Here is a 14,632-nt window from a genome sequence, read left to right as displayed (position 1 = left end):
GATTCTGGGCCTCTAGGTTGCGCGCCCTATGCATATTGCACTTGTTACGGAAACCTACCCGCCGGAGGTCAACGGCGTGGCAATGACGAATCAGCGTCTCGTGCGTGGTCTACTCGCCAAAGGGCATCGCATCACACTGATCAAGCCGCGCCATCAAGAGGCCCCACCCGCCGAGCACGCCTCCTTACAGGTGCACGAAGTCTTTGGCATCCCGATTCCCAACTACGCGGGCCTCAAACTAGGCCTGCCTCGCCCAGGCGAGCTCGAACGCCTATTTGAAGCAGACAAACCTGACATCGTGCACGTCGCCACCGAAGGGCCGCTGGGCTTCTCCTCGCTGCGCTCGGCCCGCAAGTTACGCATCCCCGTCAGCTCGACCTTTCATACCAACTTCCAGGATTACTGCGCCGATTACGGAGCCGCCTTTGCTGCGCGCTGGATGATGGCCTACCTGCGCTGGTTTCACAATCAGTGTGCCCTCACCACCGTGCCCGACCCCAGTCTCATCCAACGCCTGGAAAAAGACGGCGTCCAACGCCTGCAGATGCTAGGCCGTGGCGCGGACACCGTGCTGTTTAGCCCCGACAAGCGCGACCCCGAACTGCGTCGCAGCTGGGGCGCCGCAGCCCACAGCCCGGTTGCGCTCTATGTGGGCCGAGTCGCCGCCGAAAAGGACATTCCGCTCACACTCGAAGCATGGGCAGCCGCGCGCAAGCATTGCCCCGAGCTCAAGATGGTGGTCGTGGGCGATGGACCCGTGCGCAAGAAGTTGGAACGCCAGTGGCCCGAGGTGCACTTTGCAGGCATGCGTTACGATGAGGACCTCGCACGCCATTACGCCTCCGCCGACATCTTTATTTTTGCCAGCACCAGCGAAACCTTCGGCAACGTCGTGATCGAAGCCATGGCCAGCGGACTCGCGGTCATCACCTATGATTACGCTGCCGGCAAACAGTTCATCCAGTCCGGGTCCAATGGACATTTAGTGTCATTAGCCGACCGCCAGGCCTTTATTCAATGCACCGAATCCGTGATCCAAGAACAGTCCAAGATGCCCCCCATCCGCGCCGCCGCTCGCGCCACAGCCATCAATTACCCTTGGTCCGCCACCATCGACCGCTTCAACCACTTACTGCAAAAAGCCGCAAAAACGGAACAAACTACGCCTCAAATTGACATTGTGTCTAACAGCGAACAGTCTACGCTGTAGCATGATGGCAACTACCAGAAACAACCGTCTCTCAAGAATACAGCCAATTCTACTCCTGCTGGCCAGTATATGGACACTCAACCTATCCGCGCAGGAGCACATTAGCAGCGCCCCACAACTCAGCCGCAATCCATTGCTGACTGAAGCCTATCAACTCTTAGAATCCGGAGATTCTGACGGCGCGCTGGAGCATTTCCAAGAAGTTCTCAGCGAGGATCAACAAGACCTATCCGCACTGCTAGGCCAGGCCATGACCTACGCCGAACTGCAACGCTACGACGAAGCCTTTGCCAGCTACGACGCAATCGTGCAAACACACCCACGCCATGCGTTTGCTTGGAACGGGCGCGGACTTGCCGCGTTTAACATGGAAGACTTCGACACCGCTCTCAGCTCTTTCCAGCAGGCCACTGCCGAGCAGCCCATCAATGGCTTCTTTTACGAAACGCTCGCATGGACACAAATGTGCCGTGGCGATTTCTCGCAGGCAGCAATCTCTGCCAAGACGGCCACCTTGATGTATAACAGGAAGAACGAGAGCTCCGTCTACCCGCAGCTGATCGCTTACTTTGCCTACTTAGAAACCGGCGACCTACAAAACGCGCAAGTGGCACTCAAATATGCACAACATAATAAGCCACTCAACCAATGGCCCTCGCCTGTCATTGATTACCTGAGCGACAGTATCGACGCCGCCGAACTCATCAGCTACGTGACCGACAGCGCACAGGAGACCGAAGCGCACACCTACATCGGCCTCAAACTACGGGCCAATCATCAAAACGAAGCGGCCAAGCGACATTTCAATTGGGTCGCTCGCCATGGCGACACCCGCGTGTTTGAATACACACTCGCACGCGCGCTCAACATCCAAAACAGTGTGGCACTCCTGGCTCCTTGAGCCACCACACTTCCAGCGCGTGAATCGCATATACAACAGCATTTTACTGGCATGGCTACTCAGCGGCCTAATGCTGACAGCACAGACCAGCAGCGAGGAGCTACCCGACAAGGTCGAGCTCAAGAAAGTCCCCATGATCCGGCAAAAGGGCAACTACTGCGTACCGGCATCCGCCGCCATGATTGCTCAGTTTCACGGAATCAAAACCGATCAAGACCAAGTCGCCGAACTCTCTTCCGCCATGTCTGCCAATAACCAGGGCACCTATCCCAGCGACATGCTGCTCGCCATGGAAAAACTCGGTTTCAAGGGCCACGCGCTGCATTGGAAAAGCGAAGAAGACTTTGTTCGAACCGCTCTGCCGCAAATTCGGCAAGCACTATTTGAAACCGGCCCCATTTACATCTCCTTTCGCCCCAATGTCTTTGGCCCAATGGGTCACGGTTGCGTCATCGTCGGCTACAATGATCGCAAAGAAGAACTGCTCTTTAATAACCCCTGGGGGAATCAATTTGAAAAATCCTATCAAGAGGTCGCCCGCGAAGGCTATGGCATTGTTTTCATTGAAGCGCCCGCTACAGCCCCCATCGCCACCGATGGCTTCATCGAGAAGATACAGAGCATCGTGCCGAAATTCCACGGCGATTTCCTCATGCTTCACCAGCGTCTGACTCAAGCAGGCCAGCCGCATGACTTAGTTTGGTGCAGCCGTCGTGATGCCCGCACGGACTCACGTTTTGCCCGCGATACCGCTCGCGACGACGGACGCACAATTCTCGAACTCGCCTTCGAACGAGCCCCCGCAGTCTTCATCCCCCTCAGTCAAGATGGCGAAACGCAGGCATATCTATTCGTCACTCGCCCGCCCGAGGGGGCGCACGTTTTCTAGTGCGCAAAATCGGCCCCCAAGGCTGGCAAACCGCCGAGCTGATCACACTCGGCAGCCTCACCCGCAACTGGGCTACCGCGTTCACATCTGCAGGCCACGCGGAAAAAATTTGGGAATTACCCATGATCGAGTTGCATCCCGTGCCGAGCTTGTAAGGGTAGCCGTCTATGAAGATGTTGGATAAGCTGGAAAAGCGCCTAGGATTCCTTGCGGTACCGAATGTAGTGATGACATTGATCATCGCGCAACTGGTAATTTACGCAGGAATGCTAACTGGGCGCCTGGAGTTTGAAGGACTATTGTTAGTGCCCAAAGCGGTATTTGCGGGCGAATGGTGGCGCCTACTTTCCTTCGTCCTCACGCCCCCCTACGTGCCAGCGACAGCCTTCCAGGCAATATTTCTCGCCTTCTTCTGGTATATTCTCTGGATGATGAGCCAAAACCTCGAAGCCCAATGGGGCACATTTCGTCTAAATGTGTTCTTACTCACGAGCATCCTATTCGCGATCGCCGGAGCCTTCATAGGCCAGCTCATTTCCCCCGCAGCCACCCTCTACGTCGCGCCTCGATTCCTCTATTATAGCCTCTTCCTAGCCTTCGCTACCTTGAATCCAAACATACAATTCCTGATGATGTTCCTCATTCCGGTGAAGGTAAAGTGGCTAGCATGGATCATCGTCGGCTTCGGCTTTATCGCGGTGCTCGCAATGCCCAGTATCGGCCATCGCATCGCCTTCGTCGCCCCCTATTTCGGCTACCTACTCTTCTTCAAAGGTATGCTACGACAATCCTTAGAAAATCGACAACGTCGAAGCAAATTTGCAGCCGAGCGAATCCAAAGCGCCGATGCCGCACTACATATTTGCGAAGAATGTGGCGCCAGCGACAAGAGCCACCCCGACCGCGACTTCCGCTATAAATCGGTCGCCAAAGACATGGTTTGCCTATGCAACATCTGTCGCGAGAAGCATAGCAATTCAAATTAAGGCTTCCCCACTCCGTGAGTTGTTCACAAAAAAAGTCTCCAAGGCCATTGGCACTTGGAGACTTTTAGGAAAAAGATAAGCCGATACGAACTAGTCGCGGCGACGACGCAGCATCACCGAGCCTAATGCGAGGCAACCAGCCAACAACGCGTAGGTGCCAGGCTCGGGGACTGTGACTGCAATGTCATAGAAACGCCCAGCTGAACTGCTACTTCCAGTGTTGGCTCGGTCATCGTAAGCAATCCGGAAAGTATAAGATGTGCTCGAATCTAAAACTAAGCCTGCGAGTGAAATAGTAAATAACTCAGCATTCGTTCCAACAGGTTGAGCCGTGTAGAGATCTTCAAAAATACCGGTGTCTCCATTGCCGCCACTGAATCCATCATCATCGATTCGCACGCCGAAATCCTGAGGTCCCCTCGTGGAACGCTGTAAGGTCAACAGAAGTGAATCCAGCTCAAATGAATCGGCGGACGTGGTGCTGATCGTGAACTCAATAAACTGGCCCGCAGTAAAAGCCCCAGCCATATCATCCCCCATACCGCCAGCCATACCGGCAGATTCAGCAATATTAATGAAGTCATCATTTGCTATATTCCCAGAAAGTGTCCACGCCGGACTTGTCAAGTCAGTCGCAAATACATCAGTAGCCAATGTGTCCGCAGTCAGCAATGCGGTGTCATCGATACTGTAGCCAACAATCGTCGTTGCAGCTTGAGAGCTTAAAGTTGCGGCCACAAAGGCGACACTTAAGAGGGTGTAATTTTTGTGAAGCATAGTCATAGGGGTTCTTTGATTAATAAGCTCAAACAGTATAAGCTATAATTGAGATAAAGATCTATTGCGCGAACACATGATATGACATCATGTGAATACGTGATGCGCATGCATATCAAAGCACACGACTGTGCGTCGTGGATCGAATAACCCGAAACGACCGCATGACAATTGTATAGGCGATGCAATAGCTTCTGCTCGATTCCAGCAGTTTCGATACAGCACCAAAGGGCAGATGCCCCCAATAACACAAAAAAGTCTCCAAGGCCAATTGGCACAAGGAGACTTTTAGGAAAAAGTTTAGCTAGTATGAACTAGGCGCGGCGACGACGCAGCATCACCGAACCCAGTGCGAAGCAGCCGGCCAGCAAGGCGTAAGTGCCTGGCTCGGGAACCGTGCCTTCGACCACAATTTGGTCAAAGTTCATTCTCGAATTACTCGTGGTGCCGCTGCCGCCCCACACGTAGATTCGAAACTCGACCGAGTCGAGACCTTGAAACATTGAATCCTCGGAGGTGTTAAGAAAGAGGCTCTGCCAGGTAGTGTCGCCTTGAGAGGCCGTGGAGGTCTGGTCTGTCGTCAATGCATTTGCAGCCAACCACGTAGAACCGCCATTCACCTGAGCCAGGATGTTGAACTCATTCGCAGCCTTGCTAGCCCCTGCAATAGCCGTATCGACCGAGAACCCACTAATATTCAGCGTTCCCGGCGTAGTCGCGGTGAAGCTGAACGCGATGTAGTCGCCAGCTGTGATGGAAGCTGCAAGACTGCCTGTTTGGAGACCATTGTTGGTGCTGCCAAAGGATGATGTCGTGGTCGAACCAAAGGAGGTTCCACTGGCCGCGCCCCCCGTGGTGTCGCCAATGGTATCAGCCGTGCCCCAACTTGAATCCCCCCCGTCCCGAATCCTGTAACGGCGGTTGCACTGGCAATCCCCGCACCTACAGTCGACGCTGAGGTCGTCGGTGTGGTATTCGTCCCGAAGTCATAACCAACGAGAGTGGCGGCTTGCGAGCTGGCAGTCACCGCCCAAATGGCGAGGCCGCAAAGTGTATAGGTTTTAGCAGTCATAGTTATCGATCTGATTAGGGGTTGAAAATCAGGGTGGAGAGTTTGTTTCATACCCTTGATATAATGGCATGAAGCCTCCTATAAGGTAAACACATGATGCTCATTCATTCAATAAGAAAGATTCTGATACCGATTCTAGAATAGTTTGATCAATTAGGAATGGATCGTCACGGCAGGCGTTCCCACATGGCGAACGGCGGTTTTGGCAAAACAGCCACACCGTATAACGAACTCTCCGAGTCTTCCCTTCAGTTAGTATCATTCCCCGACGGACCTGCTACCCGATTGAATTTCAACAACTCTTCGTGATCTGCCCATAAAAAAGCCTCCAAGGCCAGAGGCACATGGAGGCTTGATTGAAAGCGATGAGGTCGAACAAACTAAGCGCGGCGACGGCGTAGCATCACCGAACTCAGCGCGAAGCAACCAGCCAGCAAGGCATAGGTGCTTGGTTCGGGGATAACACCTTCGACCAGCAAGTTATCAATTTGAGCTCTTGAAGAGCTCGTAGTGCCATTGCCCCCCCAAGAGTAGATACGAAACTCAACCGAGTCGATGCCCTGAAACGTTGCATTTCCGGAGAGATCAATAAAAATATCAGTAAAGTCTGTGAGACCTTGAGTAGCCGTTATTGTCTGATCCGTCGTCAGCGCACCAGCGACTTCCCAAGTAGAACCACCATCTACCTGAGCCAGAATATTCCATTTATTTGCCGCCTTACTACTTGCGATGGCGCCAGACACCGAGAACCCAGTAATATCGAGTGCCCCCGCGGTATCCGCAGTAATGGCAAAGGAGATATAATCATTACCTGTGATCGCTGCTCCCAAATTGCCGCCATTGGCATTGTTGGTCGTGGTGCCAAAATTCCCGGCTTCAGTGGATCCAAATGTGGTGCCGCTGGCGGCCACACCTGTGTTATCGCCAATCGTATACTGCGTGGCTGATCCATTCCAACCACCTACGCCATCCAGAGCCGATGTGATCGACAAACCGCTGGCAATAGTCGTCGGAGCGGGGTTCACAGAGTTTGCAGCTTCCGCGTCGGGTGTTCCGAAATCCCAGCCGACCAAAGTCGCTGCTTGTGAATTTAAAGTCGCCGCCAGAAAGGCGAGACCGATGAGAGAGTATTTTTTGTGTATCATGTGCGTAGGAGGTTAGGTCAATGAAGACACTCAGAGTAGCCTAGTCCGAGAAAACCGTCTATTACGTATATACACTACATACCCTAAATCAGCGTAGCACGACAGTCAGTTGCTGGCCTTGGGCGATCTGGATCATTTCGGCCAACGCGATGACAACGCCTGACTCGCGCTCCAGAAGTTCCGCTGCGACTTTCTTACCATTCAAGCTTACGCTGACCTGCTGGAATGGTCGCTCTCCGGGGTTCAACTTAATGCGACTTAAGCGCACTTGCCCCCAGTTGATTTTCAACTCTGCCTGCATCTGCTGCGGAGTGATCTTCTGGCTATAAGTCCCCCAGCCTGCTGCGGCTGTGAAGGGGGCTCTGAAGTCGTCGGCCTGGATCGCGGGATCGAAGCCGATCACGCCGGCTGGGCCGTCGTAATTGAAGCCGCAGACGGCGAGAAAGACTGCATAGGAGGACATGGCGCGGGCATAGTGATCCGAACATTCGATCTCGTTGTAGGGATTGCGCGCTTGCGGACGGTAACGGTCGTGGATCGCGCGGGTGATGGCGAGCCCTCGCTCCACTAGCTCGGGCGTGCCTTCGGCGACCATGTGCGCCGCGGCTTGATACTCAAAACCGCTCATGCACTCATTGAAATAGTCATACTGCCAGTGGTTCATGAAGTCGTCCTTCAATCCGCCATTGGGCCAGGAACTCATGATCAGTCCGGCATCCCCGTCCCAGGCGTAGTAGCGCCCTTTGCGGAAGGTTTCGCGAAAGGCCTTCACATCAGGCACGAAGTTGTATCTCCACAGGGCATTGAGTGCGGACTGAATGTGTGCCTCGTTATAGAGGCGCCCCAAGCCCAATTGGTTGGCCCAGAACTGTCCGATCACTTGATCAATATAGACGCCCTCTCCGACGCCGATCGCGGTCGAATGAGCGGGGTCTTCCTCCTGCACATAGTATTCGCCATTGTAGAGCTTCTCAATGCCTTGGCTCCCCTTTTCGTAAAGCTCACGGCAGAGGACTTCAAACTCGCGGTCGTCCATGCGCCGGGCCATCTCTTCACCGGCTCGCAGGGCGGCAATGTAGAGCGAGCTGATGGCGTGAACTTTGCCATACCACGACGCATCCAGGGTGTTGTGCTGTTTGCCGTGGAGCAGTCCGTCGAAGTCGCCGTCATTGCGGTCGAAGTCGATCAAGTATTCGAGCGCGCGTTTGATGTCCGCCCAGTTGTTTTTCAGGAATGTGTCGTCCTTGCTGATCAAGTGCTCCCGATAGGAGCGCAGCACCGTGCCGCATTGTCCGTCGATGGCGATACCACCGCCCTCACCGGCTTTGATCGTGCCGCGATACGGCACCACACCGTTCTCGAGTTGCGCCGTGCCATAGTCGGTCTTTTCACGCAAGTTGCGCTCTAAGGAAGGAAACAAGCGAGCCATCGCCTGCGCATAGTGCCAGACGTGGGTGCAGGTGCCATGACAGACACGGACGCCTTCCCAAGCCCAAAAGCGACCGCCGTCGCCGTCCGCCAAGAGATTACAGTTCGCGGTCTGCAGCGTGTTCAAAGTCACCACCGTCCGGTCCAGCAACCACTGCGGCAAGGTGGAATCGTTCCAAGTCTGGACCCAGGCCCGAGTTTGCGAGGAGAGGCTGTCGAAATTGGCCGCAACATGCTCCGCGACGGCATCGGCGTCCTCAAATCGCTCCGCATAGGCGTTCTTCTCCAGTATCCATTCTGGCCCATAAGCCATCTTAATTCGCAAGTCTGCAAAGTGCCAAGAAATGAGGAATGTATATTCGCGGCTTTCGCCGGGTTTCAGTTCGATGACAGTCGCGATGCCGGGCACCTCATTGACAGCCGTTCGCTCCCCTGTCCCCAGATAGGACAAAGTCATCGAACCCTTGGCGTGGAAAGGAGCGGACTGACGCTTCCCACGTTTTTCACTAGGCATAAACATCGCGCAGGCATGACTCAGACTCGTCCATTCAGGCTGGATCGAAAATGCGCCCGCAGTATCGGCATTGGCCGTATTGCTCATGTTTTCCAACCATCCGACCAACTCGGCTTGGACTGTATCTGAGGAGGTGTTGGTCAGCGTATAACTCATTACCGTCACCGGAATTGAAGAGTCCTGCAGGTTCAACGGCACGAAGGGCGAATATGCTTTCAGCTCCACTTGCAGCGGACTCTTGCTGTCTGCATAGTCAACCGTGGCGACTGGCCAAGTCCCGGTAAACTCCACCGATTCCCAATCGGCCGCGGCAAATTGCTGGATATTGCCATCCGCCCAACGAAGCCCAAAGCCTTGTGAGAATGACGGCGGAAAGGCCTCGGGTGTGAGTGGGTTGATATAGGTCGATCCCGACACAGGCGTCAGCTGTCCCTTTTGCTTTCGAAATCCGGAATACCCTTTTGGGGGTGGCACCAGATTCGGCAGCACCCCTTGGTGCCCCGCACTCCAGATGTCCCAAACAAAGAGACGCCCATCGCCATTCAGATAAACGGTGCCTGTGGCGATGCCACTCACTGGCATGCCGATGTATTTGAGCGTGTCTTCCGCCTTTGATCCAGAGATGCCGGCATCCAGGGCGTGCCCACGCTCGCTCAGCGATTGCACCCATGCCGGGTCTAGGTTCTTATCCTCTGGAATGGTATTACGGTATAAAGTGCCGGGATCGATCGCGGACGCAGTCGCGGTGAATACAGTGACACACAGAAGTTGGGATATTAAATTCTTTTTCATATTAGTTTACGCCCTCCTCCACACGGTAGAACCTCTTCGGTTCTTCCAGATTAATCGGTAACCGGACGGGTTGTTGAGTGGAACTGGTGATCACCTGCCCTGGAGTCATCGGGCTAAAAGTCTCCAAATCGACTGAACTCCGAAGGTGGAAGCTGTGCCCTTCCGGAACCGGATCGACCCAGAATTGGAAGTCCCGATTCTCATCGACTGCCCCCATCGACTGCATCGCCTTGGCGGTGATGTGAATCGCGTTGAGCGCCATGCTTTCGTTGTCCGTAAACGTAATCGTCAAGTTGCCCGAACCATCCGTGGTTAGGTTTTGAAAAATCGCTGGCACTAGAATGGGTCGTGAATAAAACGGACTGCTCAAGACGCGGTCACTGTTGGTATAGGGCGCGGGGTCATTATTGATATAAGGGCGGAACGATGCGTAGGTGCGCACTTGGGAAAGGCCGTCCGCCTCGATGGTGAGATCCGTCAAGCTGGTGTAGGCAGACGGCATCGCGATCACTTGCAGATCGTAACAATAGCTGTCATCCAAGCCCGAGATCATGATCGTTGCGCCCGAGTTCGCCAGCACGCCGTCGTCCGCAGAAAGATCTGAAAAGGGTGTGTCTAGATAATTGCCGTAATCGGCATGCCCGAAGCCGAGGTCGTCATCCGTTAACTCAAGTGACAAACCTGAGGCCTGTATGGAAAGACCTGCAATTGCATTGCCCGTGCGGATATCGTAGATGGCAGAGGCCGTGCCACTGCCATTGACGACATTCCAGTTGGGCTCGGAGCCACTACCGGGCGTGTTACCGCCATCGCTGAAATCGATGCCGATTTCGTAAGCGACTCGCTCACGCACCTGCGGATGGATGGGCGCAGGAATCGACCATTTTGTGCCGCTGCCATCGGTCAGTATAAATCGGTAAATGTATTCACGAAACGGATTCAAGCCCGTGAGTTCGTGCTCGATGGAATCGCTGGCACCCTTGGCTCCTAAATCGGCACTGCCCCCACCCTCGGCGGCTTCCCAGACAGTTGCTACTTCTTGTCCTTGATCCTCATAGGCCCAGACCAATTGAACTGAAGTGAAAGTACCCGTTTCGCCATAACTCACATAGGCGCTGTCCATGTCGTTTTTGACTGCACTTGGCAGCCCGCTCAGCGGGTCCTCCACATAGGGCGCAGGTGCATTGCTGAGGTAGTCCGCCACGTCCGGACGCTGGGTCATCGGGTCCGCATGAAAGCGTGCGCCCGAGCCGATGCGGTCCTTATCGCCGAGCTCTGAACGCGCCACCTCAACTTGATCCAACAAGCGTTTCACGACTTCTGGATAATAGGCCGCCAGATTGGTGGTTTCTTCGGGGTCCTGATCCAAATCAAACAGTTGCACTTCGTCCACGCGATCAATCCACTTGCCCCACCAGGACATGCCATAGGGACTATTTCTGCGCGGCAGAACCAACTTCCAGCGCGCATCCCGGATCGCAAACAAATAAGTGTAGCAGTAATAGTAATAATATTCGTGCGGGCTTTCTGTATTGGTGCCCTCAATCAGGGCGCGAATGCTTTTGCCATCGATTTCAAGGCCCGTTGGAATCTCGATGCCGGCATAGTCCATGAATGTTGGAAACAGATCCATCAGCGTCACGAGCTCATCGGAAACCACACCCGGAGTCACTGTGCCCGGCCAGCGAACAATATAAGGCACCCGATGGCCACCCTCCAAGGGACGCATTTTGGAACCGCGTAGCGGAAAGGCGCTGCCATAGTAACCTTCCAAGCTGGCTTGTTGCCATGGTCCATTATCAGAACTGAAGATGACAAAGGTATTGTCGGTAATGCCCAGCTCATCGAGCTGGTCGAGGATCGCTCCCATGCTCCAGTCGAGTTCTTCCACAACAGCCGTATACACATCCAAGCCACGTGCCGCTGCACTGTCGCGGAAGCTTTGCCGCGCAGCCAGCGAGACGTGTGGCATGTTGTGAGCAAGCTTTATGAAGAAGGGCTGATTCGCGTTGTGCGCATCGGTCATGAAACTGATCGCCTCCTGCGTATAGTTGTAGATCATCTGATTCGCGTCGGCCTGCGTCAGATTAGGATCCGCTACAGTGACTCCGGAAACATCGGCCCGCAGGATTGAGGTCTTTACATTCGTTCCAGTATCGACCGCATGCACGCCATTATGCGAAGGCGTGCCGTAGAAATAATCAAAGCCCTGCCCGATCGGCCCGCGGTCTGCCTTTAAAGTGCTCGACTGTGTACCCTCCCCCGTTGTGCCACTTGCCGATTAAGGCAGATCGATAGCCGACTGTTTTAAGTAGCTCGGGTATCGTAATCTCGTCTGGATGTGGCTCGGTGTGATGGAATTTTTGATTATTATATTCACCGATCCGAATCGGATACGACCCCGTCAAAAGTCCCGCCCGGCAAGGCCCGCAGACGGGCGACGGCACATAGCCGTTGGTAAAGCGAATCCCCTCAGCCGCCAAAGTGTCGATGCGAGGCGTTAGAATGTGGGGCGAACCTTGCACCCCGAGGTCGTTATATCCTTGGTCATCAGTCAGGAAGATGATAAAGTTCGGACCGTTCTCGGCTACAGTGATCAAGATGGTGGCTGGATCACTGGTCGTTTCGCCATCGCTGGTCGTAAAAATAAAATGATCGCTTCCCGTAAAGCCGGGAGCCGGGGTGTAGGTCAGCTCTGGTGCCGTGCCAGTTAGATCACCATTCGTTGGCAGCGTTTCCACCGTATAGTATAAACCCGCCGCACTGCCACTCAGTGTGATATCCAAGTCAACATTCGGCTGGCTGCGTAGGCTTTGAGCATAGGCAACGGGTGGTGCCGTATCGAAAGATTCACTACGAATCGTCAGCTCGGCAATGGAGGCCCAGTTGTCACTGATGTTCAGATCCGAGATGGTAAAGCTAATCTCACCCCCCAATGGCGAAAGCCCGGTGAAGGTTTCATAGCCATCGACAACGCCACCTGAAGCCGAATTCGTTCTCACTTCGGCTCCCACGGTCCAAACATGCTCAAAAGAGGCACTATCCCGCAAAAAGCCGCCGAACAAATCGTAAGTCTGCGCATCATCCAAACCAAAGATGGTAATCGTCAGCGTATCGTCGGGGCTTTCATTCTGTGCGAAAATATGATCGACGTAAATCGAGGCATCCGCGCTGCCAGAGCCGGCTAGATGGTTGCTGCCGTTGCCACTGATCCCACTCACGGTAATGCCCACTGTCGTTTCCGCACCATCTGAACTGCGCACGAGATTTGAGACTGTGGTCGTGCTCGCGGCCATGGAAAACTGGTTCCAATTCGCCGATACCGGATACGTCGCACCAAAATCAATTCGTATGGAATCCTTTTCTGTAGGTTCAACGTTTCCAGATGATGCCGTCAACAGCAGCGCGGAGACCGCACCGATCGTATTGCCGCTGTTATTCGCAGACGAGATCATCAGCACGCCCCCACTCGAACTGAGTCCAGCAAAGGTGACATAGCTGTCATCCGCATCGTTCACAGCCGTAGTGAGCGTCGTACCAGCGACCGTCCATGCGGTGCTGCCGTTTTCGATTTGTACCCCCGTGGCATCGGAGCGATAGGCACCAATCGTCAACTCATAGCTCAGAGCATCATCCAACCCAGTGAATTCGAAAGTAAACACGCCACTGGCACTATTCTTAAACCACCAGTCTTGCTGCGCATTCGTCGGAATCGCAGCATAGGATGCACCAGCAGTCGAATCCGGATTATTCCCCGAGGCACCCGACGTATTGAAGCCAACTCCGGCAAGCGTCGCACCACTGGTGTTGATTAAACTGCCCGCTGTAATCTCACTGTTGATTGCGGCCAATACATTCCAATTACTCGGATCGGGACTGGCATCGCCACCAAAATCGATGCCGACGACATCGCCCGCAGTGATGGCTGCCAGCAGACTGCTACTCAGACTCATCACGACAAAAAGAATAGCTAAAAATAATTTTGTAATACTCATGATTCAGGGGTAAGAAAACTAGAAAGCCCAGCGATATACTCGCTGGGCTTGGAATAAATCGACTGCGACTATTTGAAAATCAGGTGAATATTGCCCGAAGTATTGAGCCCAGATAAATTATGCTCGGCGACGGAGCATAACTGATGTGAGCGCCAGCAAACCGCCGATCAGCGCGTAACTGGATGGCTCTGGGATCGCTGTCAATGTGAGCGCTGACAATGTGCTGATTTGGTTTCCGTTATAGTCCCAAGTGGAGATCGTTAGCGTGCCACCTGAGATTGTGATATCCTCAAATGTGACGTATGCACCTGCCGAATCGACTGCCTCCGAAACTTCAGAACCAGCCACAGCACCTGCGACAGTGTTCAGTTGAGTGGGGCTCCCATCACCATCATACGTAACTTGCCAGCCAGTATTACGATTTTCCTGCTGAGCAGCAGTGCCACCAGTCCAGTAAGAACCAATCGTCAAATCATAGGTCAAACTGTCATCCAGACCGGTAAAGGTCAAAACCCATTGACCCGCATTACCCTCAAAGAAGCCGTCATTCTGAACATTATTGGGAAACGCAGAAAAATTCGAAGAAATCGAAGCATCCGAATTCGAACCGGTGCCAGTCGCAGTGGTGAAAGTGAAATTAACTCCCGTCAACGTGTCGTTGTCCAGATCGTTAATATCTGTGAATGTTTGAGTACCGAGACTAGATTTTGTAATCCAATTGGTCGCGACACCAGCATCGTTCGAGAAATCGATGCCGATGATATCGCCTTCGACGATGGCTGCGTTCACACTGGCAGCGACACCTGCGAGAAGGAGGGAATTAAGTATTAGGGTTTGTTTTTTCATAGGACTATTAGGTTATTCTGGTTAAAGGTGGCAGAAATAATTATTGTCTCTTCAATATTACACTATTTTGAGAAATG

The 14,632-nt window shown here is 53.7% G+C and carries 13 protein-coding genes; 5 read left to right on the top strand and 8 right to left on the bottom strand.

Annotated elements, in window-relative coordinates; genetic code table 11:
- The first annotated feature begins 28 nt into the window (after positions 1-28).
- The 5 genes from SH580_RS18880 to SH580_RS18860 are packed head-to-tail and all read left to right on the top strand — an operon-like array spanning position 29 to position 3,986.
- On the top strand, positions 29-1,210 hold the full coding sequence (locus tag SH580_RS18880) for a glycosyltransferase family 4 protein (RefSeq protein WP_319832367.1): 1,182 nt from the start codon (positions 29-31) through the stop codon (positions 1,208-1,210).
- 1 nt (position 1,211) lies between these two features.
- Positions 1,212-2,111, top strand: a complete 900-nt coding sequence (locus tag SH580_RS18875) for a tetratricopeptide repeat protein (RefSeq protein WP_319832366.1) — start codon at positions 1,212-1,214, stop codon at positions 2,109-2,111.
- A gap of 19 nt (positions 2,112-2,130) precedes the next feature.
- Positions 2,131-3,000 (top strand): C39 family peptidase, encoded by an 870-nt coding sequence (locus SH580_RS18870; RefSeq protein WP_319832365.1) that lies wholly within the window; start codon positions 2,131-2,133, stop codon positions 2,998-3,000.
- Positions 3,000-3,155, top strand: a complete 156-nt coding sequence (locus tag SH580_RS18865; RefSeq protein WP_319832364.1) for a hypothetical protein — start codon at positions 3,000-3,002, stop codon at positions 3,153-3,155. Before SH580_RS18870 ends, SH580_RS18865 begins: the two co-directional genes overlap by 1 nt.
- A gap of 12 nt (positions 3,156-3,167) precedes the next feature.
- Positions 3,168-3,986: a hypothetical protein gene (locus tag SH580_RS18860; RefSeq protein ID WP_319832363.1), complete on the top strand. Its 819-nt coding sequence runs from the start codon at positions 3,168-3,170 to the stop codon at positions 3,984-3,986.
- Between the two features lie 90 nt (positions 3,987-4,076).
- Here SH580_RS18860 and SH580_RS18855 read toward each other — a convergent pair whose 3' ends face one another.
- The 8 genes from SH580_RS18855 to SH580_RS18820 all read right to left on the bottom strand — a co-directional run bounded on the left by SH580_RS18855 (position 4,077) and on the right by SH580_RS18820 (position 14,555).
- A complete protein-coding gene (locus SH580_RS18855) occupies positions 4,077-4,763 on the bottom strand; it encodes a PEP-CTERM sorting domain-containing protein (protein ID WP_319832362.1) in 687 nt (228 codons plus the stop codon).
- A 314-nt stretch (positions 4,764-5,077) separates the two neighbouring features.
- The gene (locus SH580_RS18850) at positions 5,078-5,383 is read right to left on the bottom strand and encodes a PEP-CTERM sorting domain-containing protein (RefSeq protein ID WP_319832361.1); all 306 of its coding nucleotides are present in this window, start codon (positions 5,381-5,383) and stop codon (positions 5,078-5,080) included.
- Positions 5,384-5,460: 77 nt separating this feature from the next.
- Positions 5,461-5,835, bottom strand: a complete 375-nt coding sequence (locus SH580_RS18845) for a hypothetical protein (RefSeq protein WP_319832360.1) — start codon at positions 5,833-5,835, stop codon at positions 5,461-5,463.
- A gap of 380 nt (positions 5,836-6,215) precedes the next feature.
- Complete coding sequence (locus tag SH580_RS18840) at positions 6,216-6,980, bottom strand: hypothetical protein (RefSeq protein WP_319832359.1); 765 nt, start codon at positions 6,978-6,980, stop codon at positions 6,216-6,218.
- A gap of 88 nt (positions 6,981-7,068) precedes the next feature.
- Entirely contained in the window at positions 7,069-9,714 is a 2,646-nt protein-coding gene (locus SH580_RS18835; RefSeq protein ID WP_319832358.1) for a GH116 family glycosyl hydrolase, read from the bottom strand.
- 1 nt (position 9,715) lies between these two features.
- On the bottom strand, positions 9,716-11,884 hold the full coding sequence (locus SH580_RS18830) for a sulfatase-like hydrolase/transferase (protein ID WP_345786205.1): 2,169 nt from the start codon (positions 11,882-11,884) through the stop codon (positions 9,716-9,718).
- Between the two features lie 31 nt (positions 11,885-11,915).
- Positions 11,916-13,709: a sulfatase-like hydrolase/transferase gene (locus SH580_RS18825; protein ID WP_319832357.1), complete on the bottom strand. Its 1,794-nt coding sequence runs from the start codon at positions 13,707-13,709 to the stop codon at positions 11,916-11,918.
- Positions 13,710-13,826: 117 nt separating this feature from the next.
- Complete coding sequence (locus SH580_RS18820; RefSeq protein WP_319832356.1) at positions 13,827-14,555, bottom strand: PEP-CTERM sorting domain-containing protein; 729 nt, start codon at positions 14,553-14,555, stop codon at positions 13,827-13,829.
- Positions 14,556-14,632: the final 77 nt, after the last annotated feature.

The organism is Coraliomargarita algicola, from assembly GCF_033878955.1.
Lineage (GTDB): Bacteria > Verrucomicrobiota > Verrucomicrobiia > Opitutales > Coraliomargaritaceae > Thalassobacterium > Thalassobacterium algicola.
Note: the sequence above shows the minus strand (reverse complement) of the source record. Positions and strands in the feature narration are given on the sequence as shown.

Bases quoted from the DNA above. Each gene is read 5' to 3' on its own strand.
- SH580_RS18880 (WP_319832367.1), top strand. From the start codon at position 29: ATGCATATTGCACTTGTTACGGAAACCTACCCGCCGGAGGTCAACGGC.
- SH580_RS18875 (WP_319832366.1), top strand. From the start codon at position 1,212: ATGATGGCAACTACCAGAAACAACCGTCTCTCAAGAATACAGCCAATT.
- SH580_RS18860 (WP_319832363.1), top strand. From the start codon at position 3,168: ATGAAGATGTTGGATAAGCTGGAAAAGCGCCTAGGATTCCTTGCGGTA.
- SH580_RS18855 (WP_319832362.1), bottom strand. From the start codon at position 4,763: ATGCTTCACAAAAATTACACCCTCTTAAGTGTCGCCTTTGTGGCCGCA.
- SH580_RS18845 (WP_319832360.1), bottom strand. From the start codon at position 5,835: ATGACTGCTAAAACCTATACACTTTGCGGCCTCGCCATTTGGGCGGTG.
- SH580_RS18840 (WP_319832359.1), bottom strand. From the start codon at position 6,980: ATGATACACAAAAAATACTCTCTCATCGGTCTCGCCTTTCTGGCGGCG.
- SH580_RS18835 (WP_319832358.1), bottom strand. From the start codon at position 9,714: ATGAAAAAGAATTTAATATCCCAACTTCTGTGTGTCACTGTATTCACC.
- SH580_RS18825 (WP_319832357.1), bottom strand. From the start codon at position 13,709: ATGAGTATTACAAAATTATTTTTAGCTATTCTTTTTGTCGTGATGAGT.
- SH580_RS18820 (WP_319832356.1), bottom strand. From the start codon at position 14,555: ATGAAAAAACAAACCCTAATACTTAATTCCCTCCTTCTCGCAGGTGTC.